The sequence below is a fragment of the Arthrobacter sp. B1805 genome (genome assembly GCF_002929745.1).
Taxonomy (GTDB): Bacteria; Actinomycetota; Actinomycetes; order Actinomycetales; family Micrococcaceae; genus Arthrobacter_D.
This window is the reverse complement of sequence record NZ_PJIQ01000001.1, coordinates 445,177-464,482: the sequence shown is the minus strand read 5'-3', so window position 1 is coordinate 464,482 and position 19,306 is coordinate 445,177. Positions and strand designations below refer to the sequence as shown.

Annotated in this window: 16 protein-coding genes; 3 read left to right on the top strand and 13 right to left on the bottom strand. The window is 68.0% G+C overall.

Features of this window, described 5'->3' with window-relative positions; translation table 11 throughout:
- Positions 1-23: 23 nt before the first annotated feature.
- The 6 genes from proC to CXQ96_RS02245 all read right to left on the bottom strand — a co-directional run bounded on the left by proC (position 24) and on the right by CXQ96_RS02245 (position 8,554).
- Positions 24-875, bottom strand: coding sequence for a pyrroline-5-carboxylate reductase (proC, locus tag CXQ96_RS02270; RefSeq protein ID WP_104116379.1), 852 nt, complete (start codon positions 873-875; stop codon positions 24-26).
- Positions 876-1,145: 270 nt separating this feature from the next.
- Positions 1,146-1,946 carry a sugar phosphate isomerase/epimerase gene (locus CXQ96_RS02265; RefSeq protein ID WP_104116378.1) on the bottom strand — a complete coding sequence of 267 codons (801 nt, stop codon included), beginning with the start codon at positions 1,944-1,946 and terminating at the stop codon, positions 1,146-1,148.
- 1 nt (position 1,947) lies between these two features.
- Positions 1,948-2,961, bottom strand: coding sequence for a Ppx/GppA phosphatase family protein (locus CXQ96_RS02260; protein WP_104116377.1), 1,014 nt, complete (start codon positions 2,959-2,961; stop codon positions 1,948-1,950).
- 58 nt (positions 2,962-3,019) lie between these two features.
- Positions 3,020-5,767: a type I DNA topoisomerase gene (gene topA / locus CXQ96_RS02255; RefSeq protein WP_104116376.1), complete on the bottom strand. Its 2,748-nt coding sequence runs from the start codon at positions 5,765-5,767 to the stop codon at positions 3,020-3,022.
- Positions 5,768-5,888: 121 nt separating this feature from the next.
- Positions 5,889-7,631: a methyltransferase gene (locus CXQ96_RS02250; protein WP_258058745.1), complete on the bottom strand. Its 1,743-nt coding sequence runs from the start codon at positions 7,629-7,631 to the stop codon at positions 5,889-5,891.
- Complete coding sequence (locus CXQ96_RS02245; protein WP_104116375.1) at positions 7,628-8,554, bottom strand: rhodanese-related sulfurtransferase; 927 nt, start codon at positions 8,552-8,554, stop codon at positions 7,628-7,630. Before CXQ96_RS02245 ends, CXQ96_RS02250 begins: the two co-directional genes overlap by 4 nt.
- Positions 8,555-8,639: 85 nt before the next feature.
- On the opposite strand from CXQ96_RS02245, the gene CXQ96_RS02240 reads away from it, so the two are divergent.
- Positions 8,640-9,290 carry a GNAT family N-acetyltransferase gene (locus CXQ96_RS02240; protein ID WP_104116374.1) on the top strand — a complete coding sequence of 217 codons (651 nt, stop codon included), beginning with the start codon at positions 8,640-8,642 and terminating at the stop codon, positions 9,288-9,290.
- 48 nt (positions 9,291-9,338) lie between these two features.
- A complete protein-coding gene (locus CXQ96_RS02235) occupies positions 9,339-11,801 on the top strand; it encodes a DEAD/DEAH box helicase (protein WP_104116373.1) in 2,463 nt (820 codons plus the stop codon).
- A gap of 164 nt (positions 11,802-11,965) precedes the next feature.
- On the opposite strand, the gene CXQ96_RS02230 is transcribed toward CXQ96_RS02235, so the two are convergent.
- The 7 genes from CXQ96_RS02230 to ssd all read right to left on the bottom strand — a co-directional run bounded on the left by CXQ96_RS02230 (position 11,966) and on the right by ssd (position 17,497).
- Complete coding sequence (locus tag CXQ96_RS02230; RefSeq protein WP_104116372.1) at positions 11,966-12,316, bottom strand: Rv3654c family TadE-like protein; 351 nt, start codon at positions 12,314-12,316, stop codon at positions 11,966-11,968.
- Between the two features lie 103 nt (positions 12,317-12,419).
- The gene (locus tag CXQ96_RS02225) at positions 12,420-12,743 is read right to left on the bottom strand and encodes a TadE family type IV pilus minor pilin (RefSeq protein ID WP_258058744.1); all 324 of its coding nucleotides are present in this window, start codon (positions 12,741-12,743) and stop codon (positions 12,420-12,422) included.
- A gap of 140 nt (positions 12,744-12,883) precedes the next feature.
- Positions 12,884-13,210, bottom strand: a complete 327-nt coding sequence (locus CXQ96_RS02220; protein WP_258058741.1) for a DUF4244 domain-containing protein — start codon at positions 13,208-13,210, stop codon at positions 12,884-12,886.
- A gap of 525 nt (positions 13,211-13,735) precedes the next feature.
- Positions 13,736-14,347, bottom strand: coding sequence for a type II secretion system F family protein (locus CXQ96_RS02215; protein ID WP_104116370.1), 612 nt, complete (start codon positions 14,345-14,347; stop codon positions 13,736-13,738).
- Entirely contained in the window at positions 14,344-15,138 is a 795-nt protein-coding gene (locus CXQ96_RS02210) for a type II secretion system F family protein (protein WP_219816067.1), read from the bottom strand. Before CXQ96_RS02210 ends, CXQ96_RS02215 begins: the two co-directional genes overlap by 4 nt.
- A 5-nt stretch (positions 15,139-15,143) precedes the next feature.
- The gene (locus CXQ96_RS02205; protein ID WP_104116484.1) at positions 15,144-16,283 is read right to left on the bottom strand and encodes a TadA family conjugal transfer-associated ATPase; all 1,140 of its coding nucleotides are present in this window, start codon (positions 16,281-16,283) and stop codon (positions 15,144-15,146) included.
- 143 nt (positions 16,284-16,426) lie between these two features.
- Positions 16,427-17,497, bottom strand: a complete 1,071-nt coding sequence (ssd, locus tag CXQ96_RS02200) for a septum site-determining protein Ssd (RefSeq protein WP_104116368.1) — start codon at positions 17,495-17,497, stop codon at positions 16,427-16,429.
- Between the two features lie 102 nt (positions 17,498-17,599).
- Between ssd and CXQ96_RS02195 the strand changes: the two genes are divergently transcribed.
- The gene (locus CXQ96_RS02195) at positions 17,600-19,294 is read left to right on the top strand and encodes a bifunctional 3'-5' exonuclease/DNA polymerase (protein ID WP_104116367.1); all 1,695 of its coding nucleotides are present in this window, start codon (positions 17,600-17,602) and stop codon (positions 19,292-19,294) included.
- Positions 19,295-19,306 lie beyond the last annotated feature (12 nt).

Below are 19,306 nucleotides of genomic sequence, written 5' to 3'. Positions count from 1 at the left end.
CCCACTCATGGTCGCTGCGCCCGTCAGGACGACGACGGGCCTGCCAGTTCCCGCGTGATCTCGGCCGCCCGAGCGGTTGCGGCGCGCGCACCGTCGGCGACGATGCCCGCCAGGCCCAGCGTCTGGAATGTCTCGATGGCGCTCTGCGTCGTACCGTTGGGGCTCGTGACCGCGCGGCGGAGGGCCGCGGCGTCCGCGCCCTGCTCGGCGAGCATGAACCCCGCGCCGGCGACCGTTTCCCGCGCGATCAGCGCGGACAGCCCGGCGTCCAGCCCCAGTCCCTCCCCCGCCGCGGCCATCGCCTCCGCGAGGTAGAACGCGTACGCGGGCCCCGAACCGCTGACCGCCGACAGCGCGTCGACCTGCTCCTCCGGAATCTCGACGACGGTGCCGGCCGGCCTCAGAAGCTCGCGCGCCTGCGCCATCAGGTCGGGGCCGACAGAGGACCCGGCGGAGATGGAGAGGACTCCCCTGCCGAGCTTTGACGGCGTGTTGGGCATCGAGCGGATGACCGGCTGGCCGGCCGGCAGGGCTCCCTCGATCATCGCGATCGACACTGCGGCGGCAACGCTCAGGACGACGGCGGACGGCTTGAGCGCGGGACCGATCTCCCGTGCGAGCGGCACGATCCCGACGGGCTTCACCCCGAGGACGACGACGTCGGCCTCCCGCACTGCGGCGACGTTCGCTGCGTCGTCGTCCGCCGTGGCGAGGGCCCTCACGCCGTGCCGGTTACGGAGCTCCTCGGCCCGCTCGGCGCGCCGGACGGTCGCGGTGACCGATGCGGGATCCAGGCCCGCCGCGAGCAACCCGGCCAGGATGGACTCGTTCATCGATCCGCAGCCGAGGAAGGCGATGCGCCGGGTTGTCGTCATGACTTCCATCCTGCCACGCGCACCTCACAGGCTGCTCCCAGCTATCTTGGTGTTGCGACACAAGGAGGGCGCCTAGTGTTCTAAGTACCTCATAAGGGTGCGAGTGATGAGGACCGGACTTCCTGACCCGGTCCGGCGTCGGTGGCAGCAGATGATCCCCCCAACATCTGCAGGCCACCGGCGCCATCTCTCTTTAAGCGCCCAGCCTCTTCGACACCGTCAGTGGCGAAGATGCGTCAGTGGCGAAGATGCCTCAGTGGCGAAGATGCCTCAGTGGCGAAGATGCGTCCGCGCGAAGCGCAGCGTCTCTGCGAGCCACTCCTCGCGCTCCCCCGCACCACGCGCGCGGCGTGTGCTCACCTCAACGGCCACGACGCCGTTCCACTCCGATTCGGCCAGGTGGTCGAGGGCCTCGGCACACCGCTGCTGGCCCTGACCCGGCAACAGGTGCTCGTCCTTGCCGTTCGGCGTCCCGTCCGTCAGGTGCACATGGGCAAGCCTGCTGCCGAGCGCACGGATCTCCTCGTAGGAGTCCATGCCCGCGATCGCGGCATGGGAGAAGTCCCAGGTGATCCACTCGTACGGCTCCGGCACGGGGTTCCAGTGCGGCAGGTAGGCCTTCGCCTCACGGCCCCGGACTTTCCACGGGTACATGTTCTCGACAGCGATCTCGACCCCGTACTCCGCTGCGACGCGCGCTATCCCCTCGGGGAACTCCTCGGCATATCCTGTCTGCCAGCGGAAGGGCGGGTGCGTCACCACGGTCTTCGCGCCCACCTCGGCGGCCATCGCGGCGGAGAGCTCGATCTTCGTCCAGGCCTTGCCCCACACCTGCTGGGTCAGGAGCAGCGTCGGGGCGTGAATGGCCAGGATCGGCATCTCGTACCGCTGGCTGAGGACGTTCAACTGATCGGGATCCTGGCTCACGGAATTGTTCGTGACCATGACCTCGACGCCGTCGTAGCCCAGATCCTGCGCGAGCGCGAAGGCGTCATGGACCGCAAGGGGATAGACGGAGGCGCTCGAGAGCGCCACCGGAATGTGCGGGGACCCGTGTCCGGGAGCGGCCACGTCAGACCCCACCGGAGACGGACGTCCGCCGGGTCGAGTCGAGTTGGTGGTGCCCCACCCCGGCACCGGGCAACGGCTCGTCGGCGTCGAACATCTTGGCGTCGAACCGCCTCAGCAGCAGTCCCTCCCGCAGCGCCCAGGGGCAGATGTCCATGGAGGGAACGTCGAACAGCTCGAGGGCGCACTCGGCCACGAGCGCACCGGCGAGCACCTGCGGCGCGCGCAGCTCGGACACCCCGTCGAGGTTGCTGCGGTCCTCGATGCTCATCGCCGCGAGGCGCTTGGTCCAGAGCTTGAGGTCCTCCAGGCGCAGCTCACGACGCACGAAGGGTCCGGCGGCGGACGGAGCAGCACCCGCTATCCGCGCGAGCGAGCGGAAAGTCTTGGAGGTGCCTGCGACGAGGTGCGGCTCCCCGAGGCGGGCGAACTGCGGCACGGCGTCCCGCAACGTGTCGCGGATGTAGCGGCGCAGTTCCTTCACGCTCTTCGCCGACGGCGGGTCCTCGTGCAGCCAGTCGCGCGTGAGCCGCCCTGCGCCGAGGGGGACGGACAGCGCAACCTCGGGAAGCTCGTCGGTGCCCATCGCCATCTCGAAGGATCCTCCTCCGATGTCCAGGTTGAGGATCGAGTGGGCGCCCCAGCCGTACCAGCGGCGGACGGCCTGGAAGGTCACCGCGGCTTCCTGGTCGCCCGAGAGTTCCTGAAGATCGACGCCGGTCTCGCGACGGACGCGCGCCAGCACGTCACTGCCGTTGCCGGCCTCCCGGATGGCCGAGGTGCAGAACGCGAGGAAATCCTCCGCGTCGTGACCCGCGGCGAATTCACGCGCCTCGCGGACGAACCCGACGAGCTCGTCCTGCCCTCTCTTCGAGATCCTGCCGTTCTCGTCGAGATAGGCGACGAGTTGCAGGGGCTTCTTGTGGGACGCGAAAGGCACCGGCCGTCCGCCGGGATGGGCGTCCACGAGCAGCAAATGGACCGTATTCGACCCTATGTCCAGCACACCTAGCCGCATTGTTCCTGCGCCTTCCAGCTTCCGTCCGCTATCGTCTGGTCCCGCACCGCGCGGCAGGCTACTTGCCCGCAGCGACCTTGCGCTTTGCGGGCGCCCGACGGGTGGTCTTCTTCGGGGCAGGGCCCTTGGCGCGCTTCTCGGCGAGCATGTCGATCGCCTGTTCGCGCGTGAGCTCCTCGATGGCCATCGAGCCGGGCACCGTGATGTTGGTGACGCCGTCGGTGATGTATGGACCGAAGCGGCCGTCCTTCACCACGATGGGCTTCTCGCTCACGGGGTCGTCGCCGAACTCGGCCAGAGGCGGAGTCACTGCGCGGCCACCCCGCTGCTTGGGCTGCTTGTAGATCTCCTGCGCCTGCTCGAGGGTGATCGTGAAGATCTCCTCCTCGGAGCCGATCGACCGCGAGTCGCTGCCCTTCTTCAGGTACGGGCCGAAGCGGCCGTTCTGCACCGTGATCTCCTTGCCGTCCTCGTCCGTGCCGAGGACGCGCGGCAGATTCATCAGCTTGAGGGCATCCTCGAGCGTCACGGAGTCCACGGACATGGACTTGAACAACGATCCCGTGCGCGGCTTGACCTTCGCAGGCTTCTTCGGGGGCTTCGGCTTGCCGTTCTTGTAGTACTCGACCGGCTGGCTTGCGATTTCCTCGGCAGTCATCTCGGGAATCAGCTCGATCACGTACGGCCCGTAGCGACCGTCCCGGGCGACGATGGTGCGGCCCGTCTCCGGGTCGGTGCCGAGCACGCGCTCCTCGGATGTCGGCGCCTCCATCAGCTCGATGGCCTTCTCCGCCGTCAGTTCGTCCGGTGCGAGGTCCTCGGGCACGTTGGCGCGCTGCGGCTCGGTGCCTTCCGGCGCGTCGGCCGGCAGCGGCTTCTCCAGGTACGGTCCGAACTTCCCGACCCGCAAGGTGATGCCGTCCGCGATCTCCACTGAGTTGATGCGGCGTGCGTCGATCTCGCCCAACTCGTTGACGATCGTATGCAGGCCGGTGTCCTTGCGGTCCCCGAAGTAGAAGTGGTTGAGCCACTCGACGCGTCCGGCCTCGCCGCGCGAGATGCGGTCGAGGTCCTCCTCGAGCTCCGCCGTGAAGTCGTAGTCGACGTAGTCGTGGAAGTGCTCCTCGAGCAGGCGCACGACCGAGAAGGCGATCCAGCTCGGCACGAGGGCCTGACCCCGCGTGCGCACGTATCCCCGGTCCATGATGGTGGACATCGTCGCGGCGTAGGTCGACGGGCGGCCGATCCCGCGCTCGTCGAGCACCTTCACGAGCGATGCCTCGGTGTAGCGCGGGGGCGGCGAGGTCTCGTGACCGATCGGCTCGATCGCCGTCGCGCCCAGGGAATCACCCTTGGCGACGTTCGGCAGGCGTGTGCCCTGCGCGTCGTCGTCCGTGCCGTCCTCGTTGCGATCGGCGTCGCGGCCCTCCTCGTAGGCGGCCATGAAACCGCGGAAGGTGATGACGGTGCCGGACGCGGCGAACTCGGCGTCCCGTCCGTCGGCACTCCTGGCACCGAGGCGGAGCGACGCCGTCGAACCCTTGGCGTCCGCCATCTGGGAAGCGACCGTGCGCTTCCAGATCAGTTCGTACAGGCGGAATTCGTCGCCGCGAAGCGACTGGGCCACCTGCGCGGGCGTGCGGAACGAGTCGCCCGCAGGGCGGATGGCCTCGTGCGCCTCCTGCGCGTTCTTGGCCTTCCCCTTGTACACGCGGCGCGCCTCGGGGACGTACTCGGGGCCGTACAGCTCGGAGGCCTGGCGGCGGGCGGCGTTGATGGCCTGGTCCGACAGCGCCGAGGAGTCGGTACGCATGTAGGTGATGTAGCCGTTCTCGTACAGCCGCTGGGCCACCTGCATGGTGACTTTCGAACTGAAGCGCAGCTTGCGCGCCGCCTCCTGCTGCAGGGTCGACGTCGTGAACGGGGCCGCAGGGCGCCGCGTGTAGGGCTTGGTCTCGACGGACCGCACGGTGAAGGCCGCGCTTTCGAGCCCGGCCGCCAGCGTGCGTGCCGATTCCTCGTCGAGGCGGACGGCATTCGCTGCCCTCAGCTCGCCCCGATCGGAGAAGTCCTTGCCGGTGGCGATGCGGCTGCCATCGACGGCAACGAGCTTGGCAGGGAAGGCGTTGCCCTTGCTCGTGTCCTGTGGGGCGAAAGTGCCCGTCAGGTCCCAGTACGACGCCGAGCGGAACGCCATGCGCTCGCGCTCCCGTTCGACGACGAGACGCGTGGCCACGGACTGCACGCGGCCGGCGGACAGGCCGCGGGCCACCTTGCGCCACAGCACCGGGGAGATCTCGTACCCGTAGAGGCGGTCGAGGATGCGTCGGGTCTCCTGGGCGTCCACCATGGGGATGTCGACGTCACGCAGCTCGCCCATGGCGCGGGTGACGGCTTCCTTCGTGATCTCACCGAAGGTCAGCCGGTACACGGGCACCTTCGGCTTCAGGACCTGCAGCAGGTGCCAGGCAATGGCCTCGCCCTCGCGGTCCGCATCGGTTGCGAGGTAGAGCTCGTCGGCGTCCTTCAGGGCGGCCTTCAGCTCCGCGACGGTCTTCCGCTTCTCGGGCGACACCACGTAGTAGGGCTCGAAATCGTTGTCGATGTCCACGGCGAACTTGCCCACCGAGGACTTCTTGAGTTCGGCAGGGAGGTCGGAGGGCTGCGGGAGGTCCCGAATGTGCCCCATGGACGCCGCGACCTGGAAACCCTCGCCGAGATAGCCCGAGATGCTCTTGATCTTGCTGGGGGACTCAACGATGACGAGCTTCTTGCCGTGCTTCTTGTCCGTGGCCTTGGTCGGCACTTCTCTCCTATATATACGGGGGCGATGCCGCTGCAACTCTTAGGTGTCCGGTCAGGATCCCGCTGCCGGGGCTCCCTCACAGTATGCGTCATGCGTACCGACACAAGGGTAACCGCTGGTTTCAGGGGGCCGGAATCAGGAACCCTTCACGGATCAGCTGCTCGACATCGACCAGCAACTCCGACGTGAACGCGGCGTCCGGCCGCTGCAGCAGCATCGCGAGGGCGCCGGCGATCTGGCCGGCAGTGAGGTCACCGTCACATGCCGAGACGAAGCCGGCGAGTTCGGTGCTCAGCAGGGTCGTACGCCGGAGCCCGGCTCCCTGCCGCAGGAGGATGACGCCCGGATGTTCGGCCCCGGGCCGCTGGTGGCGTTCCTCGGTGACGTCGTCCGCGACGAGGAGGAACTCCTCCGCGATGCCGACGCCCGAAGCGGCCTGTTCCGTATGCGCGGCGAGCCAGTCACTGCGTTCGACGGCGGCGGCCAGGTGCGGGCCGACGGGCTGTTCGATGTCGTGCGTGATCTCCTCGAACGTCACCCGGACGAGGTCGCGTGATGTGGCCGGCCTGCGCAGCCATACCGAGCCGAAGCCGACGCCCTCGACATCGCGCGAGGCGAAATCCTCGAGGTAGGCGGCGAAACTGTCGAGGTAGGCTGCGCGGTCACGGTTCTCGGCGGCGTCCCGCAGCCACGTCTCCGCGTACTGCACCGGCGACAACTGTTCGCGCTGGATGATCCAGGCATCGACTCCGGGCGGCACGAAGGAGCGGACGCGGCGGTCCCAGGGCGTACCCTCGGTGATCTCCCAGTTGCCGAGCAGCTGGGCAGCGGCGCCGGGAGCGAGCACCGTCGGCAGTTCGCGGATCAGTGTCTCGACGATGGCGTCCCCGGCCAACCCACCGTCCCTGTAGGTATAGGCCTCGTCGCGCATTTCCGAGCGCAGGGTGATCACGAAGGGAGGATTGGACACCACGAGGTCGAACTCCTCGCCCGCGACCGGCTCCAGCAGACTGCCCAGGCGGAGGCTGACGCGGTCGTCGAGGCGCAAGGGGTTGATGCCGAGTGCGGGCGCGTTCAGGAGGAGGTTGAAGCGGGTGAAGGCCAGCGCCCGATCCGAGATGTCCGTCGCTGTCACGTGGTTGGCGTGCGGCAGGAGGTGGAACACCTGGATACCGCACCCCGTACCGAGGTCGAGGGCACGGCCGACGGGTGTCCTCATGACGGTTTGAGCGAGGGTCAGTGACGCACCACCGATGCCCAGGACGTGGTCGTGGCGCAGCGGTCCGGGCCGCTGCTCCGCCCCGAGGTCGCTGGCGACCCAGAGGTTCCCGCCGACGTCGGAGCCGTACGGGCGCAGCTCGACCGCTGCCCGCCACAGTGGTGCGGTTGCGGATTCGCTCGCCTCGGCTGCCGGTGCTGTCGTCGGCCCGACTGCCGGTGCAGGCGCTGGTGCTGTCGCGGCTACCGGCTCGGCCGCCGGCGCCGTCGCGTATTCGACCGAGGGCGCAGCCTGTTCGATGAGTCGCAGGTGCTCGAGGCCCCGGACTCCGACGGTGGGAAAGGCGTCGCCGAGGTCCGCCTCGGCGACCGGCTCCCCCAGGAGCCAGAGCAGGACCGGCGCGGCCCGGACGCCGTCGGGCCCCCGGTGGCGCTGCTGTGCGCGCAGCAGCGCCGGGACGAACTGTCCCCTGCCGAGGGCGGCATAGGCCTGCGCGCCGAGGAGGTCCTCGACGCCGTCGACCGTGTACTGGAGCCTGGACAGATCGGCTGCGAGCGCCGTGAGCGCGGCCAGGTCCCGGCTCGACGGCGCCGAGGGGACGTCATCGTCGAATCCCTCGTGGACGCTTGCAGTGTCGCGTATCAAGCTGCGCCCGCCGCCGTGGCCTCGGCCTCGTCCGACTCGCAACCCTGGGGGCAACGCAGGGTCGCGGGATCCGCCGCGCACCCTGCACAGTAGAGGGTGAGGTTGCGGCAGGTGGGATTGGAGCAGTTCTCGAACTTGTTCGTCGGCGCCTGGCAGCGCACGCACGCGCCGATCGTGACGGCGTCGTCGCTGAACTCGAGGTGCATGCGCTTGTCGAAGACGTAGAGCGAGCCTTCCCACAGTCCGCCGTCACGGTACTTCTCGCCGTAGCGGACGATGCCGCCGTCGAGCTGGTAGACCTCCTGGAAGCCTCGGTTGATCATCAGGCTGGAGAGCACCTCGCAGCGGATGCCACCCGTGCAGTACGTGACGACGGGCTTGTCCTTGAGGTCGTCGTACTTGCCCGAGTCCAGCTCACGGACGAAGTCGTGGGTGGTTTGGACATCGGGGACGACGGCTCCCTTGAAGCGTCCGATCTGTGCCTCGAGGGCGTTGCGTCCGTCGAAGAAGATCACCTCCTGCCCTGCGGCGCGCTTGGCGTCGACAAGTGCATGTACCTCCTCGGGTGCAAGGTGTGTCCCGCCGCCCACCACCCCCGTCTCATCGACCTTCAGCTCGCCGGGAGCACCGAAAGAGACGATTTCGTCGCGTACTTTGACGCTCAACCGGGGGAAGTCGTCGGCGCCACCCTCCGACCACTTGATCTCGATCCCCCTGAAGGCCGGGTACTCGCGCGTGGTCCTGACGTACTGCTTCACCGCACCGATCTCGCCGCCGACGGTCCCGTTGATGCCGTCTTTCGAGACGATGATCCTGCCGCGCAGCCCCCACTTCTCGCAGAGGGCGCGCTGCCACAGCCGGATAGCCTCGGGATCAGGCAGTGGTGCAAAGGCGTAGAAGAGGGCAATACGGTTCATCGACACGGCTTAAAGCCTACTGGGCGTCGCAATCGGTCACTGTCGTGGCGTCGCCTGTGCTTGTCGGCCGGCGAGAACTATCGTTCAGCACATGGGCGCATCTGCAGACAACGAACTTCTCCAGACCTGGATAGCCGGATGGACCGCATGTCGGGGTTACGAGCCGCACGACGACGGCCGCACCACCTCCGTTCTCCTGACCGATCAGCAGAACCAGACGGAGCACTTCCTCTTCGAGCCCGACACCGACCAGTTCCTGGAACTGGCGCGGGAGACGAAGCAGGACCCGACGCGCGTGCTGACCGTTGTCACGAACCGGGCGCAGGATCTGTTGGACGCGGCAGCCCCGCTCCGCATGCGCGTGACGGACCGCCAGCAGTCCCTGATGAGCGTCGACATGCACGGGCAGGACGTCGAGGACCCGCGCGCGCCGGGCGACGGCTTCACCCTCGAACGCTCCAGTGAAGGTACCTGCCGCCGCGTTACGGTGCACGCCGACGGGCTCCTGGCAGCGCGCGGTTCCGTGTCCGTGGTCGGCGATTTCGCGGTCTACGACCGCATCGTGACCGAGGAGGGTTTCCGGCGCAGAGGATTGGGCAGCTACGTCATGCGAGCCCTGACCGCAGGGGTGCTGGAGGACGACGTCACCACCGGACTGCTCATGGCGTCCGCGGACGGACGGGCGCTCTACGAGTTCCTCGGGTGGCGGCACCTCGCCGACGTGTTCGTTATCAGAGGATAAGAACGGTTACCCGAGTCCCTTCGCTCGGCCCGATGGGACAATTGCCGGGTGGCTGCGCAGAACTCATTGATCTCCGTGCTCGGGGGTGGACCCGACCCCGAGCAGCTGCTGCATGTCCGCGAGATACCGGCGCGCGATGCCGAGCACGCCCCCTGGCCGGGGTGGGCCCATCCTGACGTCATTGATGCCTTCGCCGCGCGGGGTGTCCGTGAGCCCTGGCGCCATCAGGTGGAGGGAGCCACGTCCGCCCATGGTGGAGCGCACACCATCATCGCGACGGGCACCGCCTCGGGGAAGTCCCTCTGCTACCAGCTGCCGGTCCTCGACGAGATCCACCGCAGCGAGCTGACGAACCGCGCCACGTTGGCCCCGAACGGCTCGGTGGCCCTTTATCTGGCACCTACGAAGGCGCTTGCCGCGGATCAGTTGTCCGCGATCACCGCCTTGAAGCTGCCTACCGTTCGTGCAGAGACGTACGACGGCGACACCGAATCGGGTTCCCGCCGCTGGATCCGGGACCATGCCAACCTCATTCTCGCGAATCCGGACATGCTCCATTACGGCATTCTTCCCAACCACACCTGGTGGGCGCGGTTCTTCCGCCGGCTCAAGTACGTGATCATCGACGAGGCACATAGTTACCGGGGCGTGTTCGGGTCTCACGTGGCCAATCTCCTGCGACGGCTCCGCCGGATTTGCGCGAGCTATGAAGCGAACCCGGTGTTCATCGGGGCCTCCGCGACGTCGGCCGAACCGGCAGCGTCGTTCGGGCGCCTCATCGGCGCTCCGGCGCGTGCCTTCGACCGGGACAGCTCTCCGCACGGATCCACCACGGTCGCCTTCTGGGAGCCACAGCTCACCGGGATGAAGGGCGAGAACGGTGCTCCCACCCGGCGGACGGTCATCGCCGAGACATCGGACCTCCTCGCCAACCTGGTCTCCTCCCATGTGCGGACGATCGCCTTCATCAAGTCCAGGCGAGGGGCGGAAAGCATCGCACAGACATCCCGGCGCATGCTCGAGGACGTGCATCCGAGCCTCCCGCACCGCATCGCGGCCTACCGGTCGGGGTACCTGCCGGAGGAACGGCGCGCTCTCGAGAAGGATCTGCGCAGCGGTGAGTTGCTCGGGGTAGCGAGCACCTCCGCCCTCGAACTCGGTATCGACATCTCCGGACTCGATGCGGTCCTGGTGGCCGGGTGGCCGGGAACACGCGCGTCCCTGATGCAACAGATCGGACGTGCCGGTCGCTCGGGCCAGGACGCCATCGCCGCGTTCGTCGCCAGTGACGACCCCCTGGACACATACCTGGTGCACCATCCCGAGGCGGTCTTCGACCTCGCAGTGGAAGCCACCGTTTTCGATCCCTCCAACCCCTACGTACTCGGCCCGCACCTGTGCGCTGCCGCGGCCGAGCTACCCCTGACGGACGCTGACCTCGATCTGTTCGGCGCCACCTCGGAATCCTTGCTCGCAACCCTGTGTGAGCAGGGATTCCTCCGGCGCCGCCCTGCAGGGTGGTTCTGGACGCACCCGCAGAGCGCGGCGGCGATGGTCAACCTCCGAGCGGACGGCGGTGGACCGATCAACATCGTGGAAGCGGAGTCCGGCGCCCTCCTCGGCACGATGGACTCTCCCCAAAGTCACTACCAGGCACATCCCGGGGCGGTGTACGTCCATCAGGGCCGCACCTATGTAGTGCAGGAGCTCAACGAGCAGGACCACTGTGCGGTGGTTGCCCGCGCGCATCCGGACTACTACACGCAGGCGCGGGACGTCACGCAGATCGAGGTGATCGGCCGCGATGTCAGCCAGCTGTGGGGCGGTGTCCTCGCGAACTTCGGCGATGTGAAAGTGACCACCCAGGTGGTCTCCTTCCAGCGCAAGGCCTTCTCCTCCAACGAGGTCCTCGGCGAGGAACCCCTGGAACTCGAGGCCCGCGACCTCTTCACCAAGAGTGTCTGGTTCGAGATCAGCCCCGAGTTGCTCGAGGCCGAGGGCATCCTCGCGGAGGAGCTGCCCGGAGCGCTGCACGCCGCCGAGCACGCAGCGATCGGACTGCTGCCTCTCGTCGCCTCGAGTGACCGGTGGGACATCGGCGGGGTGTCCACCGCCCTGCATGCCGACACCGGCCTGCCGACGATCTTCGTATACGACGGTCATCCCGGCGGCGCCGGTTTCGCCGAGCGAGGGTTCGAGGCCGCACGGACCTGGTTGTCCGCAACCCGGGATGCCATCGAAGCGTGCGAGTGCGAGTCGGGCTGCCCGTCCTGCGTGCAGTCCCCCAAGTGCGGGAACCGGAACAACCCGCTGAGCAAAGGGGGTGCAGTTGCGGTGCTGACACTGATCCTCAGGGAGGCCGGCATTGCCATGGGATCCGGCGGTACGGGGACACCCGGCGGCGCGGCCGACGCGAACCCGCCCGTCGACCCGGTCCAGGGTGCGACTGGAACGACTCCGGCGACCTCCACCAGGACTGACGGAACCAGGAGCGGTGCACCAGCGGCCTGACCCTTCTGTCCGCACGCTGTGCGCACTCACGGCAGCTCGTCCAGCCATCCGAACACCTTCTCGAATTCGCGCACCTGATCGAGGACGCGCGCGGGGAAGTCCGCGGAACCTTCCCGAGGTGTCCGGCGCATCGACTCCGTGCGGTCTTCGATGCTGTCTTGGGCTCACGGCGGAGGCCCCGCTCGCGCTGCTCCGACCGCGTCCGGCAAAAGCCCTTCCACAGGGACAGACACGCGAATCTGCGCCGTTCCGGCCCCAGTTGCTCCTATCGAGCAATCACGCAGGGCAGCTCCTTGCCGTTGCGCGACCGATCCGGCGACCGAGCAGGGGTCACCAGCAGACAGACCCCGGGCAACATCAGCAGCAGCCAGTGCTGCCAGGTCCGCTGCTGTAGCTGCCTTCGATGCTGCCGATGCCGCCTGCAGCAGCAGGACGGCCGCGGCGATCAATAGTAGTGTCAGCAGCGCGAGAGCGGCCATCAGGAGTGTTCCCGCGCCCTGATCGGAACCCGCCACCGAACGAGTGCCGCGACCGAGGCGGCTACGTGACGCGCAGCGTGTGCGTCGCGCGCCATGCGATACAGATCGTCGTCGTCGCAGGCTGGTTGCACGGGCCTGCCTACCCACTGTGCTCGACCTTCCCCGTGGCTGTCGCGCTCAACTCGAGGCCCAGAAGGTCCACGACCGGTCCGTCGACCTTTGCCCGGACTTCGATGGTGGTCCACTCTGTCCCGCCCCCTACCGTCGTCGTCGCATTTTTCCCGGCCAATCGGCGGACCGTCTGCTCCACGGACTGATCGCTCTCGCCCCGCATCGCTTCCCGCGCTCCGGCACGAGCCGCTTCTTCAATCCGCAGCTGAACCGTGCCCACGTGAGCTGTTCCCAGCAGGAGCGCAAGGAGCGCGACCAGGGCGGGAAGCACGACCGCAACCTCTGCGGTCACCGATCCTCGCTGATGTCCGTCGGCTACGACTGGTGGCTCGAACTGCATGGACGCTCGGCCCAGCCTGCTGGAGTGGCAGCGCCTCTCCGTAGGGCCAGGAATACCCGGTCGATGCTTCGAGCCGCCCTGGTCGCTCCTCACTAGCCGAAATTCAGTGCGGACGTGATCAGGGACATCAGGAGTCCTTTGATCTCACCGCTGGACAGGACAGCTACAAGAAGCGCGGCGAAACCTACCGCGGCAAGCGTCGCGATGGCGTACTCGGCAGTTGCCATTCCTGCCTCCCGGTCCAGCACTCCAGCCCGACGACGTCGTACTGTCCGTGCAATGGCTCTCTCCCGTCGTGCGTCGCGCCGGCGGGTCTCCCGGTCATCGCCGCTCGCCCCGTTCGCAGCACCCGGCGCTCCGTCCTGTGAGCCCGCGAAGAAGCCACCCCACTGCCGCTGTCCGATGGGACCGGACTCCACGGATCGCATGCGTGGCTCGACTTGCCCGCCCTGTGCCTCGTGCTCGCCTGCTGGCGAATCCGTATCCTGCTCACCGGACGCAGGCGTCGGCTGCAACAGCTTCCTGCTGCGCGGGCCGCCGGACGCGAGAACGCGTAGGCGGGTGCACTGCGTCTGCTCGGGCGAAGCACTGTCAGGCGGGTACTCGTCAATGCCCTGCCGTGTGCACTGAACCCGGAATGCCGAGCCATTCTTCGTTGTCGGCTGCGTTCCAATAGACATGGAGTCTCCCTCGATCGACGCGGGGTATCTTCCCCGCGTTCCGCTAGTAGCGACGGCTATCGCTGCAACAACTCTGGCGAAGCAGCGCCGGACACGGACTGCCGGGGCGGGCTAAGTGGACAACTGGAGCCGACCGTTCAGGCGTGTCCCCGCATCTAGCGTCTACGCGGGCATCGGCAGCAGGATCCGGCTGGTTCCCGTACCAGCACAGGGCACGTGGGAGTAGCGGACTCCACCTCGACGCCGGTGCCCGTAACGCCGGTGCTACAGGGCAGGAAGGAGCCCCAGAACAACAGGCACGACTCCCAGGCAGATGAAGGCCGGCAGTGAGCACAGTCCGAGTGGCAGGACGAGCTGCACTCCGAGTGCCGCTGCTTTCCTCTCCATCTCCCGGTTATGTCGCCGTCTCAACTGGGCCGCGTGAGCGTGCAGGAGCGCCGCGGAAGGTGCACCCGTGGACGTCGCGAAGCGCAGACCCTCCCGCACTTCTTCGGCGCTTCGCACTGCCTGGTCCGTCAGCGCGATCATTCTGGGAAGTCCGCGCCGCCGCTGTGGGAGACGGTGATGATGTGCGTCCAGTCCCGCGTCCCAAGCCGCGTTCCAGGACGCACCGAGCAACCTGGCTGCATGAACTCTCTGCAGTAGGAAGCCCATAGTGGGATCACAGGACGCCGCGACGACGGACAACGCGTGCTCGACCGACGCGCCGCCAGTGAGGAGAGCGCCCAGGAGGTCGAGAATGAGCGGCGCCTCACGGACGCCACGCTGAGTGACCGCGCTCCTCGGTCTCACAGCGTGGCGCTTCACGCCCGCGGATCGAGCGTCGAGAACGCTCGCTGCGCACGCCAGGAGGAACGACACCAGCAACCCCGTCACCGCGGCGTCCCTCCTCCAGCCCGCTGTACCAGACGCCGGGACCACACTCGTCCGGCAAGCATCAGCAGCACTCCTGCCCCAAGAGCCCACCGTCCCAGCGGTGAAGCCACCAGCACCTCTATCGGGTTGACGCCGAGTGCGAAGCCGAGAACGATACCGACGGCCGGAAGCCAGGCGAGGAGAACGACTGTCGCGCGTGGTCCAGCCAGTGCTGTGTCCCGGGCTGACAAGCCGTCGAGCTGGGCGTCGAGCTGAGCGGCATAGTGCTCGAGAATCCCTGCCAGCGGTGCCCCGCTGCGCTCTGCCACCTCAAGGCATCCGGCGAGATCGATCCACATGCGGTCGGTGTGCTCCGCCGCGGAGATTCGACGACCGGTGCATCCCACGGAATCATCACGGAGCGCATCGGGGACACTCAGGCCGAGTTCAGCAGCACGACGTGCCCTGGCGATGACGGGAAGCACCGCACAGGAGAATACGGTGCGCCCGTCGGCATGGACCTGCTCCATGTCCGCCCAGAGGACACGCGGCGGTCGCCCTGCTCGAAGGAGCCCGGCGAGTTGATGGACGAAGAGCGGGAGCTCATGCGGATCCATCGTCGGAGACTTGCCTGACAACCGCTGGACGAGCCTCTGCACGCCCGTCGGTGCCGACGCCATCGCATCATCCCGACGCTGCCCGGCACTGCCGCCGGCACCGGGGAACCGCACAAGTTGGTCACGACGCCACTGCCCCGGACCCTGCAGGACGGTCACCGCGCACGCTGCGACCAGCAGAACGGCCACCGTCATCCCTGTCATATGTGGACTCCGGTCCAGCCGACGCGACGGGCGAACTCCGGCCATGCTGTGCCTGCTCGGCACGCTGTCCCGTCATTCACCAGAACGGGCCTGACCACGAGTGTGTTGTCCGGACTCAACTCCAATAATCCGAGGCTTTCGACACGGCGACCCCTGGAATCACGCACCACGTGCACGAGGGCATCGAGGGCACTTGCAGCCTGGAGAGCCAGGGCCTCCGGGCTCAGTCCCGCGAGCGCTGCAAGTGCCCCCAGCCGTGCCGGTACCGCGTCCGCCGAATTGGCATGCACAGTCCCTCCGCCGCCGTCGTGCCCGGTATTCATCGCCGACAGCAGTTCCCGGACTTCCGCTCCGCGACACTCTCCGACGACCAGGCGGTCCGGCCTCATCCTGAGGGCTTGTCTCACGAGCTCGGTGAGGTCAAGCACGCCAGTCCCCTCCAGATTGCCGTGGCGGGACTGGAGCCCGACAGTGTGTCGGTGGGCAGGGTTCAGTTCCGCTGCGTCCTCGACCAGCACCACTCGCTCATCCGGGGCAGCCAGGCCGAGGAGCGTGGAGAGCAGTGTCGTCTTCCCTGTCCCCGTGGCGCCGCTGATCAGGAAGTTCAAGCGGTGCTGCATCATCGACGTGAGTGCCTGAGCCATCACGGGCGCCACGGTTCCGCTGTCCACCAGTTCTGGCAGGGAGAAGACGCGGGAGCGTCTGATCCTTATCGACAGGAGCGTTCCCGCAGTCGAGATCGGTGGAAGCACAGCGTGGACCCGGAGGTTTTCCACCCGCACGTCGACCGCCGGACTTCCATCGTCGAGCCGCCTGCCACCTGCGGCTATCAGTCGGACGGCGAGCGAACGGACCTCGTCATCGTGCTGGAAGACGCGGTCGATCTGCCGCAGGCCCGTCGCCCCGTCGACCCAGACGTCGTCCGGTCCGTTGACGAGGATGTCCGTGACCGTCTGGTCCGCAAGGAGGTGCTCGAGGGGTCCAAGTCCCTTGAGTTCTGCTCGGACACGATCCAGAACCGAGAGGGTGCCCTCGGAACCGAGAAGCCTGCCACTCGACCCGACGGCGCCGGCGAGCGCCGCACTGGTTGCCGGCACGGTTCCCGCAAGGACCGCCCTGCGCACGGTGTCCACCATCGACGCCGGGCCCTGGCCATCCTGCACGGCATGGCCCTCCTCGTGCCACCCCTCACCGCCCCGGTACCCCGTGTCGTTTCTCATTACGCGCATCTGACGTCTCGTCAGCCCACCCTGCATATCGCCGCGAGTGTTCGCCTCTGTCATTCCAACAGCTCGATCGCGCTCGTGACGGAGCGAACAACCTTCCTCACGGATCGAGGCACCACGAAAGACACCATCCGGCCGGCTGCCTCGGCCTGGTGGGCGCCCCGCACGAACGGAAGGAACGGAAGCGGTCCGGGACGCCCCATCAGGTCCGCGACGAGCCACGCATCCAACCCTTCCTGTACTGGCCCGCGCAGGACGACCGTCGTGGGTACCGAGTTGTGAGCGCGGAGAACCCCACCAGCTGCGGCGACGCTGCGCGGCCTCGACGGAACGAGGAGCACGACGTGGTCGCAGACCGCGGCGAGAAACCGGGCAGCGGGACCGTTGCCGAGGTCGATGACCGTCACGTCGAAGGCTCCACGGGCGGCGTCGACGACCGCTCCGGAGGACGGCATGGCGTCACCGGGCCCGCCGCCGGCCGTCCCCGCCCGCGCTGCATGCGACAGCACGGAGAGCCTGCCATCGCTGGGTAGGGCAGACGCGAGCTGCTCGGGGTTGAGCGTGCCCCGGATGTCGCTGAGGTCGTGCCACCGCACACCCGGGCGGTCCTCGATGCCGAGGGCGAGGTCGAGCCCGCCGTTCAGGGGATGTCCGTCCACCAGCACGGTCGACTTGCCCGCGCCCGCGATCTGGCGGGCGCACCAATAGGCGAACGTGCTGACCCCACAGCCCCCGGCAGCTCCGAGGAACCCGACGACGGACCCGGACGTGGCCGAGCCCAACCGGCGTCCCAGATACTCGGCAAGCCAGCCCGCCCCCTGCGGCAGGATGGCTACTCGGGAGGAGGCGAGGTTGGCGGCAGTCCCCCAGACCGAGTTTTCGTCCTCGGTCATGCCCACCACGATGACGTCCCGCTGACCCGTCGTCCCTCCGGCCGCTTGCTCGGGCCCGACGAGCAGCACCACGGGATTCAGGGCCAGACCTTCCTCGAGACCAGGAACGAAGACGGGCGCCACCCCGGCCGAGGCGCACGCTCTGGCCACCAGGTCCCGAACGCGCTGAGAACCTCCGGCGAGGACTACCGGCTGCCGTCGGGCGTCCACGGCCCACGTCTGCTGCGTCATGGACACAGCCTCGTCCCGCAGACCGCTCCCACCTACTCGCCCCGGTCCTATGTGGACAACACGGATTGCAGGAATGGCACCGGGTCGGCCGACAATGAGGGGATGTACATAGCCGTGGGGCCCGTCCCGTCGAGTGCCGGCGGCGGGGCCGGCATCGCCCTTCAGGACCTCGATGCACGCGGAGTCCGACGCGGTGACGCAGTCGTCGTCGACCCCCAGCAGCTTGCGGAAGCGGTAGCACGTGCAGACGAACGGCGTCCTCGGTGGGTCTGGAACAGCACGCGGGAATGGTACCCGGACCTCCTGCGCGCGGGTGTCGACGTCGACCGGTGCTGGGACCTGGGCCTGACACGGAACATCCTCGCGCACTCGGGGTCGTGTCGGCCTTCCCCGTACATCGACGCGGCGAGGGCAAGCGCGACGACGGACGACGGTACCGAGCCGCCCCGGATCCTGTTGCCACCTCCACCGCCGCCGAACCAGCATTCGCTGTTCGATGAGCCTCGCGACCACGCCGGCCCCGCACTCGACGCTGTGATCGAGGAGTTCGGCGAGCAGCTGGCCACCGCTGCCGAAGCGACAGAATCCGGACGACTCAACCTCCTGCTGGCGGCCGAGTCGGCGGGGTCCCTCATCGCCGCCGAGATGGAACACTCGGGGCTCCCCTGGCGCAAGGACGTCCACCAGGACCTACTCGAACGCACCCTCGGACCGCGCCCGCCGGAGGGCAGGCGGCCGGCAGAACTCGAAAGGCTCGCCGGTGAGCTCCGGACAGTACTCGCGAGCCCTTCGCTCAACCCGGACTCACCGCAGGAGGTTCTGCGCGCGCTGCACAGGGCCGGAATCGAGGTCACGACGACACGCTCCTGGGAGCTCGAGCGGCAACAGCACCCTGCCATCGCGCCACTCCTGACGTACAAGAAGCTCTCGAGGCTCATGACGGCGAACGGCTGGAACTGGCTCGACGCGTGGGTGCACGACGGCCGGTTCCGGCCCGAGTACGTGGTGGGCGGCGTGGTGTCCGGGCGGTGGGCGTCACGCGGTGGCGGTGCCCTGCAGATTCCCCGACAGGTCCGGGACGCGGTCCGTCCCGACGACGCGCATGTCTTCATCGTGGCCGACGCGGCGCAACTCGAACCGAGGGTCCTGGCGGCTCTCGGCCAGGATTCCGCGCTCGCCGCCGCAGCCAGGGACAGGGATCTGTATCAGGGGATTGCCGATCAGGGGTTCGGCGGCGACCGGGCCAAGGCCAAACTCGCGATGTTGGGAGCTATGTACGGCGCGACGAGCGGCGAGTCCGGTCGGCTGATGCCGCAGTTGACGCGCGCGTACCCGCGGGCGATCGGTGTCGTCGAGGCGGCCGCGAGATCAGGGGAAGCGGGAGAGGGCGTGTCGAGCTACCTCGGCCGGGGCTGCCCGCCCGCCTCGGATGAATGGCGTGCCAGGCAGCGGACGACGACGGCGGAGGAGCAGCGCCGCGCGGATGCAGCCGCGCGCGCCCGGGGTCGTTTCACGAGGAACTTCGTGGTGCAGGCTTCTGCGGCCGAGTGGGCGCTGTGCTGGCTCGCCGAGATCCGGCGTCGATTGAGAGCCAGCAGCATTCCGGAACCAAGGAGCCGCATCGCCCTCTTCCTGCATGATGAGGTGGTCCTCCATGTCCCGTCGGAGCAGGCGGGCGATGCAGCAGTCATCCTGGAGGACGCTGCCCGGGCAGCCACCCATCTGATCTTCGGCGACATCCCCATCGAGTTCTCCATCAACACCGTCACCGTCATGTCCTACGCGGACGCGAAGTAGGCAGACCGTACC

Excerpts from the sequence above, each read along its gene's own strand:
- CXQ96_RS02260 (WP_104116377.1), bottom strand. The coding sequence starts at position 2,961 with ATGCGGCTAGGTGTGCTGGACATAGGGTCGAATACGGTCCATTTGCTG.
- proC (WP_104116379.1), bottom strand. The coding sequence starts at position 875 with ATGACGACAACCCGGCGCATCGCCTTCCTCGGCTGCGGATCGATGAAC.
- CXQ96_RS02195 (WP_104116367.1), top strand. The coding sequence starts at position 17,600 with ATGTACATAGCCGTGGGGCCCGTCCCGTCGAGTGCCGGCGGCGGGGCC.
- CXQ96_RS02205 (WP_104116484.1), bottom strand. The coding sequence starts at position 16,283 with ATGGTGGACACCGTGCGCAGGGCGGTCCTTGCGGGAACCGTGCCGGCA.
- ssd (WP_104116368.1), bottom strand. The coding sequence starts at position 17,497 with ATGACGCAGCAGACGTGGGCCGTGGACGCCCGACGGCAGCCGGTAGTC.
- CXQ96_RS02240 (WP_104116374.1), top strand. The coding sequence starts at position 8,640 with ATGGGCGCATCTGCAGACAACGAACTTCTCCAGACCTGGATAGCCGGA.
- CXQ96_RS02210 (WP_219816067.1), bottom strand. The coding sequence starts at position 15,138 with ATGACGGTGGCCGTTCTGCTGGTCGCAGCGTGCGCGGTGACCGTCCTG.